Origin of the sequence: Rhodococcus sp. WS1, assembly GCF_003797745.1 — a bacterium.
Taxonomy (GTDB): domain Bacteria; phylum Actinomycetota; class Actinomycetes; order Mycobacteriales; family Mycobacteriaceae; genus Rhodococcus_F; species Rhodococcus_F erythropolis.
In genome coordinates this window covers 1,860,465-1,876,125 of the sequence record NZ_RKLZ01000001.1, presented here as the reverse complement: position 1 = coordinate 1,876,125, position 15,661 = coordinate 1,860,465, and the positions used below count along the sequence as shown (strand labels likewise).

General features: G+C 62.4%; 13 protein-coding genes. 4 read left to right on the top strand and 9 right to left on the bottom strand.

What is annotated here, in order from left to right; genetic code table 11:
• Nucleotides 1–174: 174 nt before the first annotated feature.
• The 4 genes from bphC to EEB12_RS08620 all read right to left on the bottom strand — a co-directional run bounded on the left by bphC (nucleotide 175) and on the right by EEB12_RS08620 (nucleotide 4,227).
• On the bottom strand, nucleotides 175–1,086 hold the full coding sequence (bphC, locus tag EEB12_RS08635; RefSeq protein WP_020968791.1) for a biphenyl-2,3-diol 1,2-dioxygenase: 912 nt from the start codon (nucleotides 1,084–1,086) through the stop codon (nucleotides 175–177).
• Nucleotides 1,087–1,125: 39 nt separating this feature from the next.
• Entirely contained in the window at nucleotides 1,126–2,307 is a 1,182-nt protein-coding gene (locus EEB12_RS08630) for an acyl-CoA dehydrogenase family protein (RefSeq protein ID WP_019749417.1), read from the bottom strand.
• 51 nt (nucleotides 2,308–2,358) lie between these two features.
• A complete protein-coding gene (locus EEB12_RS08625) occupies nucleotides 2,359–3,555 on the bottom strand; it encodes a Rieske 2Fe-2S domain-containing protein (protein WP_141487627.1) in 1,197 nt (398 codons plus the stop codon).
• A 126-nt stretch (nucleotides 3,556–3,681) separates the two neighbouring features.
• On the bottom strand, nucleotides 3,682–4,227 hold the full coding sequence (locus EEB12_RS08620) for a hypothetical protein (protein WP_141487626.1): 546 nt from the start codon (nucleotides 4,225–4,227) through the stop codon (nucleotides 3,682–3,684).
• Between the two features lie 222 nt (nucleotides 4,228–4,449).
• On the opposite strand from EEB12_RS08620, the gene EEB12_RS08615 reads away from it, so the two are divergent.
• Nucleotides 4,450–6,024 carry an AMP-binding protein gene (locus EEB12_RS08615; protein WP_141487880.1) on the top strand — a complete coding sequence of 525 codons (1,575 nt, stop codon included), beginning with the start codon at nucleotides 4,450–4,452 and terminating at the stop codon, nucleotides 6,022–6,024.
• 24 nt (nucleotides 6,025–6,048) lie between these two features.
• Here the strand turns inward: EEB12_RS08615 and EEB12_RS08610 are convergent, their stop codons facing one another.
• Nucleotides 6,049–6,732 carry a response regulator gene (locus EEB12_RS08610; protein ID WP_021343236.1) on the bottom strand — a complete coding sequence of 228 codons (684 nt, stop codon included), beginning with the start codon at nucleotides 6,730–6,732 and terminating at the stop codon, nucleotides 6,049–6,051.
• Nucleotides 6,729–8,381: a sensor histidine kinase gene (locus EEB12_RS08605; RefSeq protein WP_258537464.1), complete on the bottom strand. Its 1,653-nt coding sequence runs from the start codon at nucleotides 8,379–8,381 to the stop codon at nucleotides 6,729–6,731. Before EEB12_RS08605 ends, EEB12_RS08610 begins: the two co-directional genes overlap by 4 nt.
• 190 nt (nucleotides 8,382–8,571) lie before the next feature.
• On the opposite strand from EEB12_RS08605, the gene EEB12_RS08600 reads away from it, so the two are divergent.
• Both EEB12_RS08600 and EEB12_RS08595 read left to right on the top strand, forming a co-directional pair.
• Nucleotides 8,572–9,579, top strand: a complete 1,008-nt coding sequence (locus EEB12_RS08600; protein ID WP_258537463.1) for a Bug family tripartite tricarboxylate transporter substrate binding protein — start codon at nucleotides 8,572–8,574, stop codon at nucleotides 9,577–9,579.
• 93 nt (nucleotides 9,580–9,672) lie between these two features.
• Nucleotides 9,673–11,058 carry a CitMHS family transporter gene (locus EEB12_RS08595; RefSeq protein WP_003944372.1) on the top strand — a complete coding sequence of 462 codons (1,386 nt, stop codon included), beginning with the start codon at nucleotides 9,673–9,675 and terminating at the stop codon, nucleotides 11,056–11,058.
• Nucleotides 11,059–11,064: 6 nt separating this feature from the next.
• Here EEB12_RS08595 and EEB12_RS08590 read toward each other — a convergent pair whose 3' ends face one another.
• Complete coding sequence (locus EEB12_RS08590) at nucleotides 11,065–12,252, bottom strand: nitric oxide synthase oxygenase (protein ID WP_020906627.1); 1,188 nt, start codon at nucleotides 12,250–12,252, stop codon at nucleotides 11,065–11,067.
• Between the two features lie 235 nt (nucleotides 12,253–12,487).
• Here EEB12_RS08590 and EEB12_RS08585 point away from each other — a divergent pair, with 235 nt between their 5' ends.
• Entirely contained in the window at nucleotides 12,488–13,648 is a 1,161-nt protein-coding gene (locus EEB12_RS08585) for a globin domain-containing protein (protein ID WP_029254742.1), read from the top strand.
• Between the two features lie 3 nt (nucleotides 13,649–13,651).
• Here the strand turns inward: EEB12_RS08585 and EEB12_RS08580 are convergent, their stop codons facing one another.
• The gene (locus EEB12_RS08580) at nucleotides 13,652–14,398 is read right to left on the bottom strand and encodes an FAD-binding oxidoreductase (protein WP_003944435.1); all 747 of its coding nucleotides are present in this window, start codon (nucleotides 14,396–14,398) and stop codon (nucleotides 13,652–13,654) included.
• Between the two features lie 16 nt (nucleotides 14,399–14,414).
• Nucleotides 14,415–15,611, bottom strand: coding sequence for an FAD-binding oxidoreductase (locus tag EEB12_RS08575; RefSeq protein ID WP_046379818.1), 1,197 nt, complete (start codon nucleotides 15,609–15,611; stop codon nucleotides 14,415–14,417).
• Nucleotides 15,612–15,661 lie beyond the last annotated feature (50 nt).

Below are 15,661 nucleotides of genomic sequence, written 5' to 3'. Positions count from 1 at the left end.
GAACTGGCTATTTCAATTAGAAATAGTGTCATAGAGTTCCGGATTTGTGAAGTGGATCACCGGTCTGTTTTCGGGCGCGTCACGGTGGAAACGACGAAGGGGCTTGCGCGAATGCTCGCGCAAGCCCCTTCGTCTGTTTACTACCGGCGGGTACTACATCGTCACCGGCAGGTACTACATAGCTGCCAGCGGTTCGCTTCCGGACCAGTCGTGGCCCCAGTAGCTGTCAGCGGTGATCTCCTCGGAGGAGTACGAGTCCTGATCCACCTTCGCGCCCTCGGTGCCGAACTCGATGTCCCAGCCGCCGGGTGCGCGGACGTAGAAGGAGATCATCTTGTCGTTGGTGTGGCGACCCAAGGTCGACGACACGGAGAATCCGTCCTTCATCACTCGGTCGAGAGCCTGGCCGACAGCGTCGAGGGTGTCGACCTCGACCATGATGTGAATCAGGCCGGGTGCGCCGCCGTGCGGTGCCGGGCACAGGGCCAAGCTGTGGTGACGCTCGTTGACGCCCATGAAACGGATTCGCAGCGGCCCGAATTCGGGCGGGGCCGGCAGGCGGAAGGCGCCGCGCGGGTAGAAGCCGAGCACCTCGGTGTAGAAGTCGAAGCTCGCAGCACTGTCCATCACCGGGAGCACGACGTGGCCGAGACCCTGTGCGCCGGTGACGAATCGAGCGCCGAAGGGCGTCACCACGGGGCTGTGGTCGAGGATCGCGCCGTGGAAGACCTCGATGGCTGCTCCACCGGGATCGGTGAAGGCGATGACCTCTTCGACCCGTCGAGCATCCGCTTCGGCGAGCGAAAGCTGCTCCACCTCGGTGCCGTTCTTTTCGAGGGACTCCTGAACGCGGCGCAGTGCGGCGTGATCGGCGACCTCCCAACCGATGTTGACGATCTCGTCGCGCTCACCCTCGACGACGACGATGCGAGCAGCACGCTCGTCGAGTCGTAGGTAGAGAGCGTTCTCGTCCGGCCCACTGCCCTTGGCGAATCCGAGAACATCGAAAGCGAAAGTGCGCCAACGTGCCATGTCGTTGGTCGAGATCTTGACGTAGCCAAGTCCCTTGATGTCAGTGTGTGTCATCGTGTTCTGTTCCTGTCGATTTCTTGTGTCGAAGTCTGATCAGATCATCGCCCGCAGCGGACCCTGCGGATCTGCGCCGAGACGGCTCAGCGAGGCGGCGTGGAATACGGTGCCCGGCACGTGAATTGCATGGTGCTGTCCCGCGTGAGCGTCGCGCCAGAATCGCTGAAGTGGCTTGTCCATCCGCAGTGCGTTGCCGCCGCAGCGCGGGTAGACCTGATCGATTGCATTGATTGCGCGCCAGGCGGCCTGCACCTGAGTCTGGCGTCCCTCGGCGCGCTGCTCGAAGGTCACTTCCTTGCCAGCGTCCACTCGATCCCACATGCGGTCGACGTTGGCCAGCAGGGTGTCGCGGGCCGCCCGGATGTCGGCAGTTGCCTGACCGATGGCGAACAAGGTGTAGGGGTCGTCCTTGACCGCCGTGCCCTGTGCGTTGATGCGATCGGCCTGGTACTCGTTGGCGTGGAAGAGCATTCCCTCGCAGATGCCGATGGTGGCGGCGGTGATACCGAGGGGGAACATGTTCGACCACGGCATCAGGTACAGCGTCTCGGTGCGACCGTACTTGCGCACCGCCGTTCCGTCGATGACCTCGTCGCAGTCCATGACGCGGTAATCGGGGACGTACGCATCCTTGACCACGAGGTCCTTGGAGCCGGTGCCGCGAAGTCCCATGACATCCCACGAGTCTTCGATGATCTCGTAGTCGGTGCGCGGAATGATCACATGGAGCATGCGCGGCGGCATCTCCATGTTGCCGTCCTTGTCGCACGCCATCGCACCGAGGAATGCCCAGTCGCAATGGTCGGTGCCGGAAGAGAACTGCCAGCGGCCGGAGAACTTGTAGCCGCCGTCGGTGGGGATACACATTCCGCCGGGCATGTACGGCGATGCCATCCAGGTGTCGGGATCCGATCCCCAGATCTCCTGCTGCACCTTGGGATCGGCGAACGCGAGCTGCCACGGGTGAACTCCGACGATCCCGTGTACCCAGCCGGCCGAGGGATTGAGCGAAGCCATGCGCATCACGGTCTCGGCGAACTCGCGAGGATGCGCCTCCATTCCGCCGTGTTCCTTGGGTTGGAGCATGCGGATGGAACCGATTGCCTTCATCTTCTTGGCGGTGTCGTCGGCCACCCGGCCGATCCGCTCGGCCTCGATGCCTTCGGCGAAGATGTCGTCGGCCATCGCGTTGATCTGTTCGAGCACTTCGTACGTCATGTTGTTCCTTGCGTTCAGTCAGGTTGTCTCAGCAGTATTTTCGACTGCGAATCAGGAGGTTGTCTCGAGCGCCTGGGCGTCACGTGCGGCAACGTTTTCGGCGACTTCCCGCTTCCAGCTCTCCACTGCGCGGGTAGTGTCGATCTCGAATTCGAAGCGCTTCGTCATGTCTTCCGTGACGTTCTCGACATCGGTGTAGAACTGGTTGTACCAGCGCCGCAACTGGTAAACCGGGCCGTCCTCCTCCGAGAGCAGCGGGTTGTCGATCGGGGCCTTGTTCTTCCAGATCTCCACGTCCTGAAGGAATCCCATCTCGACGCCCTCGGTGAACTGCGCGGCCATCGCGGCAGTGGACTCGTCGTCCATACCGGGAAGCTTCTTGACCATCGCGCCGTACTGCAACACGAAGGCATTGTTCGAAATGGGGTAGTGGCAGTTGATCAATACAGTTTCGATGATCTGCCCGTTGGCTTCGCTCTTGATCCAGTCGATCATGTACGACGGACCGAAATACGAAGCATCCGAACGAAGAACAGCGTTGGGATCGCCGTAGTTGGTGCCGCTGATGATGTCCTCACGTCCCACCGATTCCATGTACTGGCTCGCTACGTGACCTTCGAAGATGTTCTTGAAGTACTTGGGGAACGAGTAGTGAACGTAGAAGAAGTGGGCCATGTCCACGACGTTGTCCACGATCTCGCGGCAATGAGAGCCTTCGATGGTGAGCGTGTTCCAGCTCCAGTCGCTCCACTCATCGCTTCCGAAGCCCTCGATGTCGGGAATCGTGACCTCGGCGGGCGGGGGATTTCCCTGGGGATCGTGCCAGACGAACAGCTGACCGTTCTTCTCGAGTGTGGTCCACGCCCGCGTCTTGGCCAGCGGCGGAACGCGTCGTGCGTAGGGGATCGCCGTACATTTTCCGTTACCGCCCCAACGCCAGTCGTGGAACGGGCAGGCGATCGAATCGCCCTTGACGGTTCCGTGAGCGAGGTTGCCACCCATGTGGCGGCAGTAGGCGTCGAGAATCTTGATGTCGCCCTTGCTGTCGGCGAAGACGACAAGGCTGGTGCCGAATGCCTCGATCTGGTGGGGCTGACCGTCGCGATAGGTATTGCTCAGTCCGAGGCAGTGCCATCCACGTGCGAACCGCGCGGGAGGCGCTGCCGCTTCGATTTCTCGAATTTCCTCGCCGGCGCCCGACTGCGTCGGGGCGTCCGTAGTGGTGAGTGGGCCGGTTCCGAGTGCCATGTCTTCCTCCGAGCCGCGTCTTGCGACGCTCCAGTGATGTGATCCGTCTCATACAACGACGAAGCGTCCGCTGGAGATACGGCAGTTCCCGCTGGATGGAACACCCGCTCGGTGACCTGCAGAGATTCAGCTCGCGAGTGTCGCCACATCGTCGATCGCGTAAGTCGCCCAGGCCCGAGCGGTGACGACCCCGGTGGGATCGGTGGCGACCAGAGCTACGTCGGCGACGCTCTCGTGGTCCTTCTCGTACGTAGCGAGCACCGTCACGGAGCAGTTCAGATCTGCTCCCGCGGAAGTTGCGGTGCAACGTCCGCGGAACCGTCGTAGCGACGCCGAGCCGTAACGACGAGCGGCGAAATCGGCAAGGGCAGCAACGGAATCGGTTCCGGTGCCCGCTGTCGGGGCTTCCCGGACGAAGACCTCGGCAACCAGATGCCCGGTCTGGTCGTGGTATTCGGTGATCCGCTCGAGAGTCGAGCCCAGCGGCCTCACGGATCCGGTGAGCAGTGCGCCCGGGTCAGGGCGCCCGAAGAACACGACGTCCTGTTCGACGACGGACCCGTCGGGTGCCGAGCGCACGGTGCGGTACAGCGAGTCGAAATCCGAGAGGAGCGTGGTGGACGTACGGGGAGCAGATGCCGTGAAGTGGGCGGTACCGAGGTTGGTAGTCATGACACTCTCCGTTGGACGCGACCGAGACGCTGTCGTCTCGGTGGGTACATCGACGCTAACCACCGCTCTCGTGGGTGACGACAGGCTTCCCGCTGATCGGGAGCATTCTCGGATTCGATCGAAGAGGTGGAACCTGTTCCAGTTTTGTGCAATTCTGGATATCGTATCCGTGACCGGGAGCACATCTCGATGACTGCACGCGCCGAGCAGAAGGAAGACCAGATGACAGACGAGTTCGCTGACCTGCACCGACCGGTATACGGTCCGGACCTGCTCATCACCGCTCTGGAACGCAATCACGACAAGCCTGCGCTGTACCTCGGAGACGTGATCCTTACCGGAGGGCAGATGCGCGATCAGATCAGCTGCTTCGCCCAGGCTCTCGTGTCGCTGGGAATCACTCAGGGCACCAGCACCGCGATGCTGTCGAAGAACCGCCCCGAGGTGCTGATCAGCATGGGCGCGACCATGATCACCGGCTGCCGGGCGAGTGCCCTGAACCCGATGGGATCGCTCGACGACCACAAGTACATCGTCGACGACGCCGAGATCGAGACCCTCATCTTCGATCCCAACGCCTTCGAAGAGCGTGCCGCCGAGTTGAAGGCGTCGTCGCCTTCGCTGACCAACGTGCTCTCGATGGGCCCGTCCGAAGTGGGGATCGACATCCTCGCGCTGGCTGCCACATTCGAGCCTGCGCCGCTGAAGGCAGCGCACGTCGATGCCGAAGACGCCAGCAGCATGGTCTACACCGGTGGAACGACCGGAAAGCCCAAAGGTGTTGTGGGATCGTTCCGTTCGGGTGCAGCGCTCAATCAGATCCAGATGTCGGAGTGGCAGTGGCCCGAGGACAACCGCTTTCTCATCTGCACGCCACTCTCACATGCAGGCGCGGCGTTCTTCATCCCGACTTTGCTGCGCGGCGGCGCTCTGATCGTCCTGCCCGCCTTCGAACCGGGGGCCGTGCTCGAGGCGATCGAGAAGCACAAGATCACGGCAACCATGTTGGTGCCCACCATGATCTACATGCTCATGGACCACCCCGATCTGCCCAAGCGTGACGTATCGAGTTTGCAGACGCTGTTCTACGGAGCGTCCGCGATGTCCCCGGCCAGATTGCAAGAGGGCATCAAGAAGTTCGGGCAGATCTTCTTCCAGTTCTACGGTCAGACCGAGTGCGGCATGACAATCTCGGTGCTGCGCAAGGAAGAACACGTCGCCGACGATCCGGCCCGCCTCGCTACCTGTGGGCGGCCCGTGCCATGGCTCGACGTCCGGTTGCTCGACGACGACCTCAACGAGGTGCCGCAGGGAGAACTCGGTGAGATCTGCGTGCGCGGCCCGCTGATCATGAAGGGCTACTGGAAGAAGCCGGCCGAAACCGCCGAGGCGTTCCGTGGGGGTTGGCTGCACACCGGCGACATCGCACGTAAGGACAAGGACGGGTTCATGTCCATCGTCGATCGCAAGAAGGACATGATCGTGACCGGTGGTTTCAACGTGTTCCCGCGCGAGATCGAAGACGTGATCTCGGCGCACCCGTCCGTCGCATCGGTGGCGGTAGTCGGTGTGCCGGACGACAAGTGGGGCGAAGCCGTCAAGGCCTGCGTGGTGCTTCGTGCCGGACTGACCGTGGACACCGAGGAACTGGTCGACAAGGTGAAGGCAGCCAAGGGTTCGGTTCACGCTCCCAAGAGCATCGACTTCGTGGATTCACTCCCGTTGACGCCGTTGGGCAAGCTGGACAAGAAGGCACTGCGCGCGCGGTACTGGGAGACCAGCGCCCGCGCAGTCTAGGAACCAGCGTCGTGTAGCGAAGGGTCAGCGTTTCCAGACGTAACGACGCTCCGGGCGGCCCACCACTCCGTATTTCAGTGAGGTGGTGGACCGCCCGGACTCGTAGAGGTACTCGAGGTAACGCCTCGCGCTCGCGCGTGAGATACCGACCCTCTCGGAAATGTCTGTTGCCGAGGCGGGTTCGGTGTCGTCTCGCAGAGCTGTCTCGACCAACTGAAGGGTCTCGGGACTGAGTCCCTTGGGCAAACCTTTGTGGGACGACGCCCCGGGCGCGCCACCTGCCACACCGAAGGCCTCGTCCACTGCTGTCTGTTCTGCTTCGCCGGAGCTGTCGAGATTCGCGTATGTCGATCGGTAACGCTCGAGACGCTCACGGAGAACCTCGAACGTGAATGGCTTCATCAGGTAATGCACGACGCCGCTGCGCAGCGCCTTCTTGACCGAGCCGGCCTCGCGCTCACTCGTGATGACAAGAACATCCAGCTCCGGTGCCAGCTCGCGAAACGGGGCGATCAGATCGAGTCCGGTGGTGCCCGGCAGGTGGACGTCGAGAAGCACCAGGTCGGGTTGGAACTCACCGACTGCGGCCAGCGCGGCCTCGGCCGAATGGGCGACGCCACACACTTCGAAACCGTCTATCCGCGAGACGAATCCGCTGTGCACCTTCGCCACCATGAAGTCGTCGTCGACCACCAGTACCCGGATCATGCGCCCTCTCCGTCGTGTAGGACTGCGGTGAAGACAGTCCATTCGATGCCCTCTGTCGAACGACTACTCACGGTGACGTCGCCACCGCGTCGACGACACGTCAGGCGTACCAGTGCCAAGCCGAAACCGTGTCCGTCGCTCGATTGTCCCTTGGTGCTCCAGCCCTGGCCGAAAACCCTGTCGCGATTCTCCGGCGCGATACCGGGGCCGGCGTCCTCGACCCGCACTTCGACGGCGGTGCCACGGCCCCGAATCGACAATCGAACCTTGCGGCGCGACGCTTCCGGCATCTCACCGACAGCGTCGACGGCATTGTCGACGAGGTTTCCGACCACCGTCACGAGGTCTCGGCCGAGTCGGCGATCAACCGAGTCAAGGTGCGTGTCCGAGGTCAGTTCCACGGTGACCAATCCCTTTGCAGCGGCACCTATCTTGGCGATCACGAGTGCGGCGGTGCCGACGTCGGCGATCTTGTCGGTCACGGCCGCACTGACCTGTGCGCGCTCCATGGTCAGGCCCTCGACGTAGCCGACCACCTCGTCGTACTCGCCGAGCTGGATGAGGCCGGAAATGGTGTGCAACTGATTGTCGAACTCGTGGATGTGGGCGCGTAGCGCGTCCGTGCTGGTTTTGGTCACGTCGAGTTCTTCTTCCACGGAGCGCAATTCGGTGCGGTCGCGGAAGGTGGTGACCGACCCGATGGTGCGGCCTTTCGATTCGATCAAGACGGTGTTGAGGACGAGTAGTCGATCTCCGACAAGAACCAACTGATCGGATTCGGTTGTGCCGGAGGTCAGTACACTCTGGAGTCGGTCGTCGAGACCGAGGTCCCGCACAGATCTACCGGCACTCCCGCGTGGGATGTCGAGGAGTTGGTGGGCACTGTCGCTCATCAGCACCACTTTTCCCTGCGCGTCGAATGCGATGACACCTTCCTTGAGGCCACGCAGCATCGCCTCACGTTGGCGAACCAGGTCCAGGATCTCGCGGGCCTCCATGCCGAGGGTCTGCCGTTTGACCCTGCGGGCCAACAGGATCGAACCGACGCCCCCGAGAAGCGAGGCCACGGCGAGGTATACCAGGAGGTTCGGTGCAGATTGCAGCAGTCGCGTCCAGATCGAGGGGTACTCGATGCCGACGATCGCGGTTCCGGTGATCCCTCCTTCACTGCCGAGAATCGGAACGTGCGCTTCCACTGCCTTGCCGGAGGAGGTGTCGACCAAACCCGTCCATGACCGATCCTGTGTCTGACGTGCGTCGACGCCGACATCGCCGGGACGCGTCGAAATGACGACACTGCCGTCGGCGTCGGCAAGCGAGACGTAGGTGACGCCCGAGATGGCGCGCACCGAGTCGACCGAACCTTGTAGTCCGGAGCGGAGACGAGTCTGCGCCTGGGGGAGTAGTTCACGTACCGCTGGATTGGCTGCGAGTGATTCCGCTGCCGAGAGTGCGCGACGTCCCTCCTCGCGTTGGAAACTCGCAGACGACTGAGCGAGGGAGAGGGCGGTGACACACACGAGAACTGCGACGACGATCAGAAGTTGCAGTTCGAGAAGTTGGGTCGCCAGAGTGTGCCGGCGCCGAAACAGGCGCGCACGCAGAGGCGACTTGCGCTCTCGCTCGGCCTGCTCGTTTCCTGAGGACACCAGCCAGACCCTAGCCTTCAGTTCGATGCCGGGAAAGCAGCTGTTCGTGAGCACAATGAGCACAAATCAATTTGCTTTCCCAATGGTGACCCCAGTCACAAAGTGCGTCAGTATGAAACCTGTTCACACAGCGGTACCAGCAGACAGCCAGTAGACAGCCAGTAGACAGCCAGCAGACAAGGACAAGGCCATGAGGACATCGAAGCTACTGAGCAGGCATATCGCCCTGCTCGGTGCTTGCGTGATGGCTCTTGTGCTCTCGACCGGATGCACTCCGGTCGAGTCCTTCTTCGCCGGTGGTCGAGCGGGTGAGAGTTCCGAAGAACTGCGTGTACTGGTGCCCTCGGTGGCCGGTGGTGGTTACGACCTGACCGCCCGGACCATGGTGCAGGCACTGGCCGACGAAGGGACCGTCGACGCCGACGTCGTTGTTCTGCCCGGATCGGGTGGCATCGTCGGACTCAACCGGTTGGCTCTCGAACGCGGAAATCCCGATCTACTCATGGTCATGGGACTCGGCGTTCTCGGTTCGCTCGAGATACTGCCGTCCGAGCACACCCTTTCCGACGTGACACCGATCGCGAGACTGGTCGAAGAACCGGAAGCTGTACTGGTCCCGGCAGATTCGCCGTACAAAACTCTGGCAGATCTGACGCAGGCCTGGGTGGCGGATCCGTCGTCGATCTCGATCGGTGGTGGTTCGAGTGAAGGCGGACCGGACGGGCTGTTCCGCCTTCTGTTCGCACGGGCGGTCGGCGTCGATCCGTCGCTGTCCCCTTACCGAATCTACGACGGCGGCGGAGAACTACTTCCGGCGCTGCTGACCAGGCAGGTCGACGTCGCCGCCACCGGTATCGGGGAGTACCTGGATCAGATTGCGGCAGGCACGGTTCGGGTCCTTGCGGTCAGTTCGCCGGAGCGCACTCCGGCGGTGGATGCACCGACCATGGCGGAGTCGGGCGTCGACGTCACGTTCACCAACTGGCGGGGTCTCATGGCGCCCCCCGGATTGAGTGACGACCAGCGTCAGCATTTACAGAATTTAGTGCGGGATCTGGCGGCAAGTCCACGGTGGAACGAGCTGTCCGACCGAAATGGTTGGAACAGCGCAGTTCTCACCGAACCCGAGTTCTCTGCCTTCCTCGCCGAACAATCCCGGTTCGTCGACGCGACACTCGTTCCGCCCGGCACCAACTGAGCACAACCGAAGTTTCGTTTCATCTCCACGAAGGCCACCGGCTCGATTTGCCGTGCCGTTTTTCTCGGCAACTCAGCACAAAAGGAGTTCATCATGCTCGTCACACTCGGCTTCCTCATGGTTGCGGTGTTCATGTTCCTGATCCTCACCAAACGCGCGACCCCGGTGGTGGGACTGACCCTGGTGCCGGTGGCCTTCGGGCTACTCGCCGGAGCGGGCCTCGGCATCGGCGACATGATCACCGACGGCATCAAGTCGCTCGCACCCACCGCGGCGCTGTTGTTCTTCGCGATCATCTTCTTCGGAATCATGATCGACGTCGGCCTCTTCGATCCGCTGGTCAAACTCATCTTGCGGATGGTGCGAGACGATCCGATGCGGCTCGTGGTCGGCACCGCGGTGCTCGCGATGGTGGTTTCGCTGGACGGAGACGGTTCGACGACCTTCATCATCGTGACCTCCGCGCTGCTGCCGCTCTACCTCAAACTCGGTGTCAGTCCCGTTGTACTGACGGTGATCGCCGGCTTGTCCAACGCGACGATGAACATCATTCCGTGGGGTGGCCCGACCGTGCGGGCGGCTAGCGCGCTGGGACTCTCGCCCTCCGACGTGTTCGTCCCGATGGTGCCGTCGTTGATCGTCGGCCTGATCATGGTGCTCGGATTCGCGATTCACCTCGGGATCATGGAGCGTCGCAGGATCGGGACTTTGGTCCTGACTTCTGAGCGCATCCTCGAAAAGGTCGGAAACGGTGGAAGTTCCAGCACCGGTAGCGCCGGCACCGGCGGCTCGAACGACTCCGAAGACGACGGCGGCGACACCGGACGATTCATCGACGGCCTCGACCCCAAGCGGGACACCTTGCGACCGAAGCTGCTCTGGTTCAACGCCGCGCTGACGACGATCCTTCTCGTCGTGCTCGTGATGGACATCCTGCCCATCCCGGTGCTGTTCATGATTGCGTCGTCGATCGCTCTCGCGGTCAACTTCCCGGCGGTCAAGGATCAGGGCGAAGCAATCGCACGCCATTCGTCGAGCATCGTCTCCGTTGTCGCGATGGTCCTGGCAGCAGCGGTGCTGACCGGCGTTTTCCAGGGAACCGGCATGGTCGAGGCGATGGCAGAGTGGCTGCTCCAGGTCATTCCCGACGCGATGGGCCCGCATCTGGCCGTCATCACGGGCGTCCTGAGCATTCCGCTCACGTTCTTCATGACCAACGACGCGTTCTACTTCGGTGTGCTGCCGGTGCTGTCCGAGACGGCAGCCCAGTACGGCATCGAACCGGTGGAGATGGCGCGCGCTTCGATCACCGGGCAGGCCGTGCACATGCAGAGTCCGCTGGTCCCGGCGATCCTGCTGCTGGTCACGCTCGCCGGTGTTTCTCTGGCGGATCACCACAAGAAGGTCCTGTGGCGAGCAGGCCTGATCTCGATCACGATGCTCGTGGTCGGTGTCGGATTGGGGCAGATCCCCTTCTGAGTGCGATCAGTTGTGGAAGGGGCACCGGCCTTGGTCGGTGCCCTTCTTCTTTTTTGTCACGAAGTTGGGCCGGATGTCGAGATCGGGCTCGTCGTACAGGCGGTGGAACGTCGGCGTGAGCGAGCTGGACATGGGCGGGTTCACCCATGACCAGTCGGTCGGGCACTTGCGCCCGGCCTTGTCCTCACGCGCGATGTGATCGATGAATTGCTTTGCGACAGTGTGATGGTCGACCATGATGACGCCGGCCTTGCGGTAGCTGTGGATAACTGCACGGTTCAGTTCGACCAGTGCACGGTCCTTCCAGAGCGTGCGGTCGTGGCTCATGTCGAGCTCCATCATCGCCCCGATGGTCGGCAACATGTTGTAGCGATCGGTGTCGCTGAAGTTGCGTGCACCGACCTCGGTGCTGACGTACCAACCGCTGAACGGTGTGCAGGGATAAACGATTCCGCCGATGTCGAGGTTCATGTCCGAGACCGCAGGAACGGCATGCCATTTAAGCCCCAGATCAGCGAACCAGCTGTATTCGGGATGCTCGATCTCGACCTCGAGAACGAGGTCGGTCGGGACGTCGAAGTACTGCAGGGGTTCGTCGGGAACCGAAATCAGCACGGGGAGAACGTCGAACGCCGTGCCGGCGCCCTTCCATCCCATCGCGGTGACCTGAGCGGTGAGATCGACGTGCCACGGGTCGCCCAGGATGGTGCCGTCCGGTTGCCGGTAGCCGGCGTAGCGGATCAGTTGCGGGCTGAGGATGCGGTACTCCTGGCCGTCCTCGCGGGGAAGCGGCCCGACCGTCACGACGGACTGCAGAGCGCCGCCGTTGGTCGACAGTCGCAGGTGCTCCCAGCACGCTTCTGCGAGAGCGGAAGCCGTGACGGCATCGCGCGCGTCGATGAGTTTGAGGGTCCGCCAATGCGCGCGACCGACGCACCTGGCGTGGTTTCGCCAGGCGAGTTTGGCGCCGACGAGCAATTCCTCCGCTGTGTGCGTGTAGGTACCGGTCCGGTGGAGCTCACGCAAGGCCTCGCGCCGGCGAGACGTCGGGAGGTGGCCCAGTTCCGGAGAGTCGAAAAATTCGACGCACTCGAGTTCCCGACGTTGAAGCTCGGTCAGCGTCGGGGTGGTGGAGGCGATCTGGGACGTAAGCCCGCTATCGGTGGGCAATTCGTCCTGTCGAACAAAATCCACGGCACGACTCCTGTTTGGCTGGTTGAGATTTCGCTGAACGTTAGCTCGGCGATTGAGAGTGTCGAAGCTCTTGTTTATCTTGCACGCAAGAATAAGAAAGGGACGGTCACACCGCGAAATGGGGTCGCATTGTGACACTTGTCCAGAATGATTTACGAGTCAGACATTTGTGACATAAGCTGCAGACGAAATTCCGCGGCGGGTCTTGCCGCGTCTAGTCGGGACGAGGATGAGCGTGGATTCGCAAGCAATCTCTCTGGTCCGGTCGAGCTTCAAATCCGTCGCTGCGGTAGAAGATGGTCCGGAACGGCTCGCCCGTACCTTCTATTCGATCCTGTTCGCTCGATCGCCCGAAACCCGGGAGTTCTTTCCGGCAGCGATGGATGTGCAGCGGGACCGGCTTGTCGGCGCTATCGCTCACGTCGTCGAACGCCTCGACGAGTCCGACGCGATACTCGAGTACCTCGCGCAACTCGGCCGCGATCACCGCAAGTACGGCGTCACCGACGAGCACTACACGGCAGTCGGCAATGCCCTGATCGAAGCACTCGAGACTTTCGGTGGCGCCGAAATGTGGACCGACGAGGTCGACAGCGCATGGCGCAACGCGCTCGCGATCATCTCGGCAGCGATGATGGACGCCGCCAACGCGGAGGACGGCCCGCCCGCCTGGAGTGCCACCGTCATCGAATGCCGCCCGGTCATCAAGGGCGTCGCCGTCGTCAGGCTGCAACTCGACCAGACTATGCAATACCGCGCCGGTCAGTACGTCAGCGTGCAGGTCGCCGCGAGGCCGCGGATGTGGCGCTACCTCTCACCGGCCACGCCGTACGACGGGACTGGAGTCCTCGAGTTCCACGTTCGTCAGGTCACCGGCGGGTGGGTCAGCCCGGTCATGGTGAACCAAACCGCTGTCGGTGACACCTGGGTGGTCGGTTCGCCCATCGGCGCCCTGGGGATTCCGGAGAACTCCAAGGACCTTTTGATGATCGCGTCGGGAACAGGTGTCGCGCCTCTTCGTGCTCAGATCCTCGAACTGATCCGACGCGGCAACACTCGCAAGGTCCAACTGTTCTACTCCGGACAGCATCCGTGCGATCTCTACGACCTTCCGCATCTGTGGAAGCTGGCCGAGAAGCACCCGTGGCTCACGATCATCCCGGTCTCGGAAGAAGACGAGAATCCGTGGTGGCACACCGAGCCGGAACCGCTGCCGCCGATCGGCATGGCAAGGCGCATCGTCGGCAAGGTCGGAAAGGTCGTGACCTCGTTCGGGGACTGGGCGGGCTACGACATCCAGGTCGTCGGCAGCGAATCCATGGTCAACAGCACCAAATTCAGGCTTCGCGCGGTGGGCATCGACGTCGACACCGTTCGCAATGATCCGACGTACTGACCGTCAGTACGGATCGAACTGAATGACTTCGGCCGGCGTTCCGGCCTCGATCAATCGATCACGCGTCGATCGAACCATGGCCGCTGATCCGCACACCAAGACCTGATGTTCGGTGAACGCACCGTACGACGCGACGACGTCGGCGAGCGTGCCTTCGATGAGATGGTCGTCGCCGAATCCGATGTCGACGTTCAAACGGTCGAACCACCCGTCGGGCGGGCCGCCGTCGGAGAGATCTTCGACGACGGGAATGGGCTGCAACCACGGAAACTGATCGGCGAGCAGCCACAACATGTCCGCTGCGTAAAGATCGCGAAGCGTTCGGCCACCGAAGAAGAGGTACACCTGCGGCGGGTTCGGGGTCTGAGCCAGATCGAGAATGATCGACCGGAGTGGGGCCAAGCCGGTTCCGCCCGCGACCATGATGACGGTGGGGCCGTTCTCGTCGACGGACAGGTTGCCGCGCGGGTCGAGGATCTGCCAGACGTCACCGGGCTGGGTGTCCTTGACTATCGAACCGCTGACCCAACCGCCGGGAACCGTCTTGACGTGAAACTCCAACTTCCCGTCGTGTGAGGGAGGCAGTGCGGGGGAGAGTCGACGGAGCAACCGCGAATTCTGCGGGACGCTGACGTCGACGTACTGGCCGGGTCGGAACGGGACGACGTCGCCGACAAGACGAACAACCGCCAGATCCTCACGGAGACGGTGATGTTCGACGACTGTGCTCGACCAGGTTCGCTGGGCCATGAAAGTTCTCCTGTAGTCAGTAGAGCGGGTCGTGCCGGATCTGGTCGAGCGGAGTTCCGCCGGCACGCAAGGCGTAGACGGTGGTCTTGATCATCGACGGTGACCCCGAGATCTGCACCTGACGGTCGGCCCACGAGCCGAACTGCGAGACCACTTTTCCGATCGGTCCGATCAGTCGGCTGTGCATTCCGAAGGGTGGCTCCAGCACCGGTCCGTTGTGCCACCAAGGGTTTTCGGGTTCTTCGGAAACCGGTACGACGGTCAACCACGGATTACTGAGTGAGATGTGCCAGAGCGTTTCGAGGTCGTAGAGGTCGCACGGATACCGGCCGCCGACGAACAGGTGCACGCGCGGATTGTGCGCACGTTGGGACATTTCCATCACCTGTGCCCGCAGTGGGGCGATGCCGGTGCCGGATCCGATCATGAGAACGTCACGGTCGCTGGTGAAGTCGACCTCGAGACCGCCGAGGGGAGTGGACATGACCCAGCGGTCACCGACGTTGGTCTCGCTGACGATCGCGGGGCTGACCCATCCTCCCGACACCTTGCGGATGTGGAACTCGAGCTGACCGAAAGGGTTGGTCGGAATCGCCGGTGAGTAGTACCGCCACATTTTCGGACGCTGCGGAATCTGAACGCCGACGTACTGTCCCGCCCCGTACGGAATGGGTGGGTCGGCTTCGAGGCGCACTATCGCCAGATCGTCGAGGACTCGTTCGTGGCTGACCACGGTTGCGCCCCAGAGTGCCGGGGTCGTATCGGACTCGGCGCCGTCGGCCATCGTGCTCACGACGAGGTCGGTGAACTGAGACCAGGCGTCCTCCAGTTCCGGCGTCCACTTGTAGCGACTGTGCGCGCTGGTTCCGTACATCGACCGAACCGCGCGCTCGAGTGCAACACCGGCAGCCTCGTAGTGCTCACGCTCGACGCCGTAGCGGCGATGATCGCGGCCGAGTTGGGTGAGGAACTTCCGGATCCGACGATGCTGGGGAAGGTTCTTGACGACGAACTCGATCGCTCTGAAGAAACGGTGCCCCTGCGATTCCATCCCGGCCGGGAACAATGAGCGGTACAGAGGATGTTCCGCAAAGAGGCCGGTGTAGAACACTGCCGAGAAGTGCGCACGGCTCTCTTCGTCGTCGGTCAGAGAATCGAGGCTGGATTGCAGACGGGCGATCACTGTCGGATCCAATCCATCCCCCTTTCGCACCAGCTGCAACTCTCGCCACAATTCTAGTACGGCTGAAAATGTGACCTACG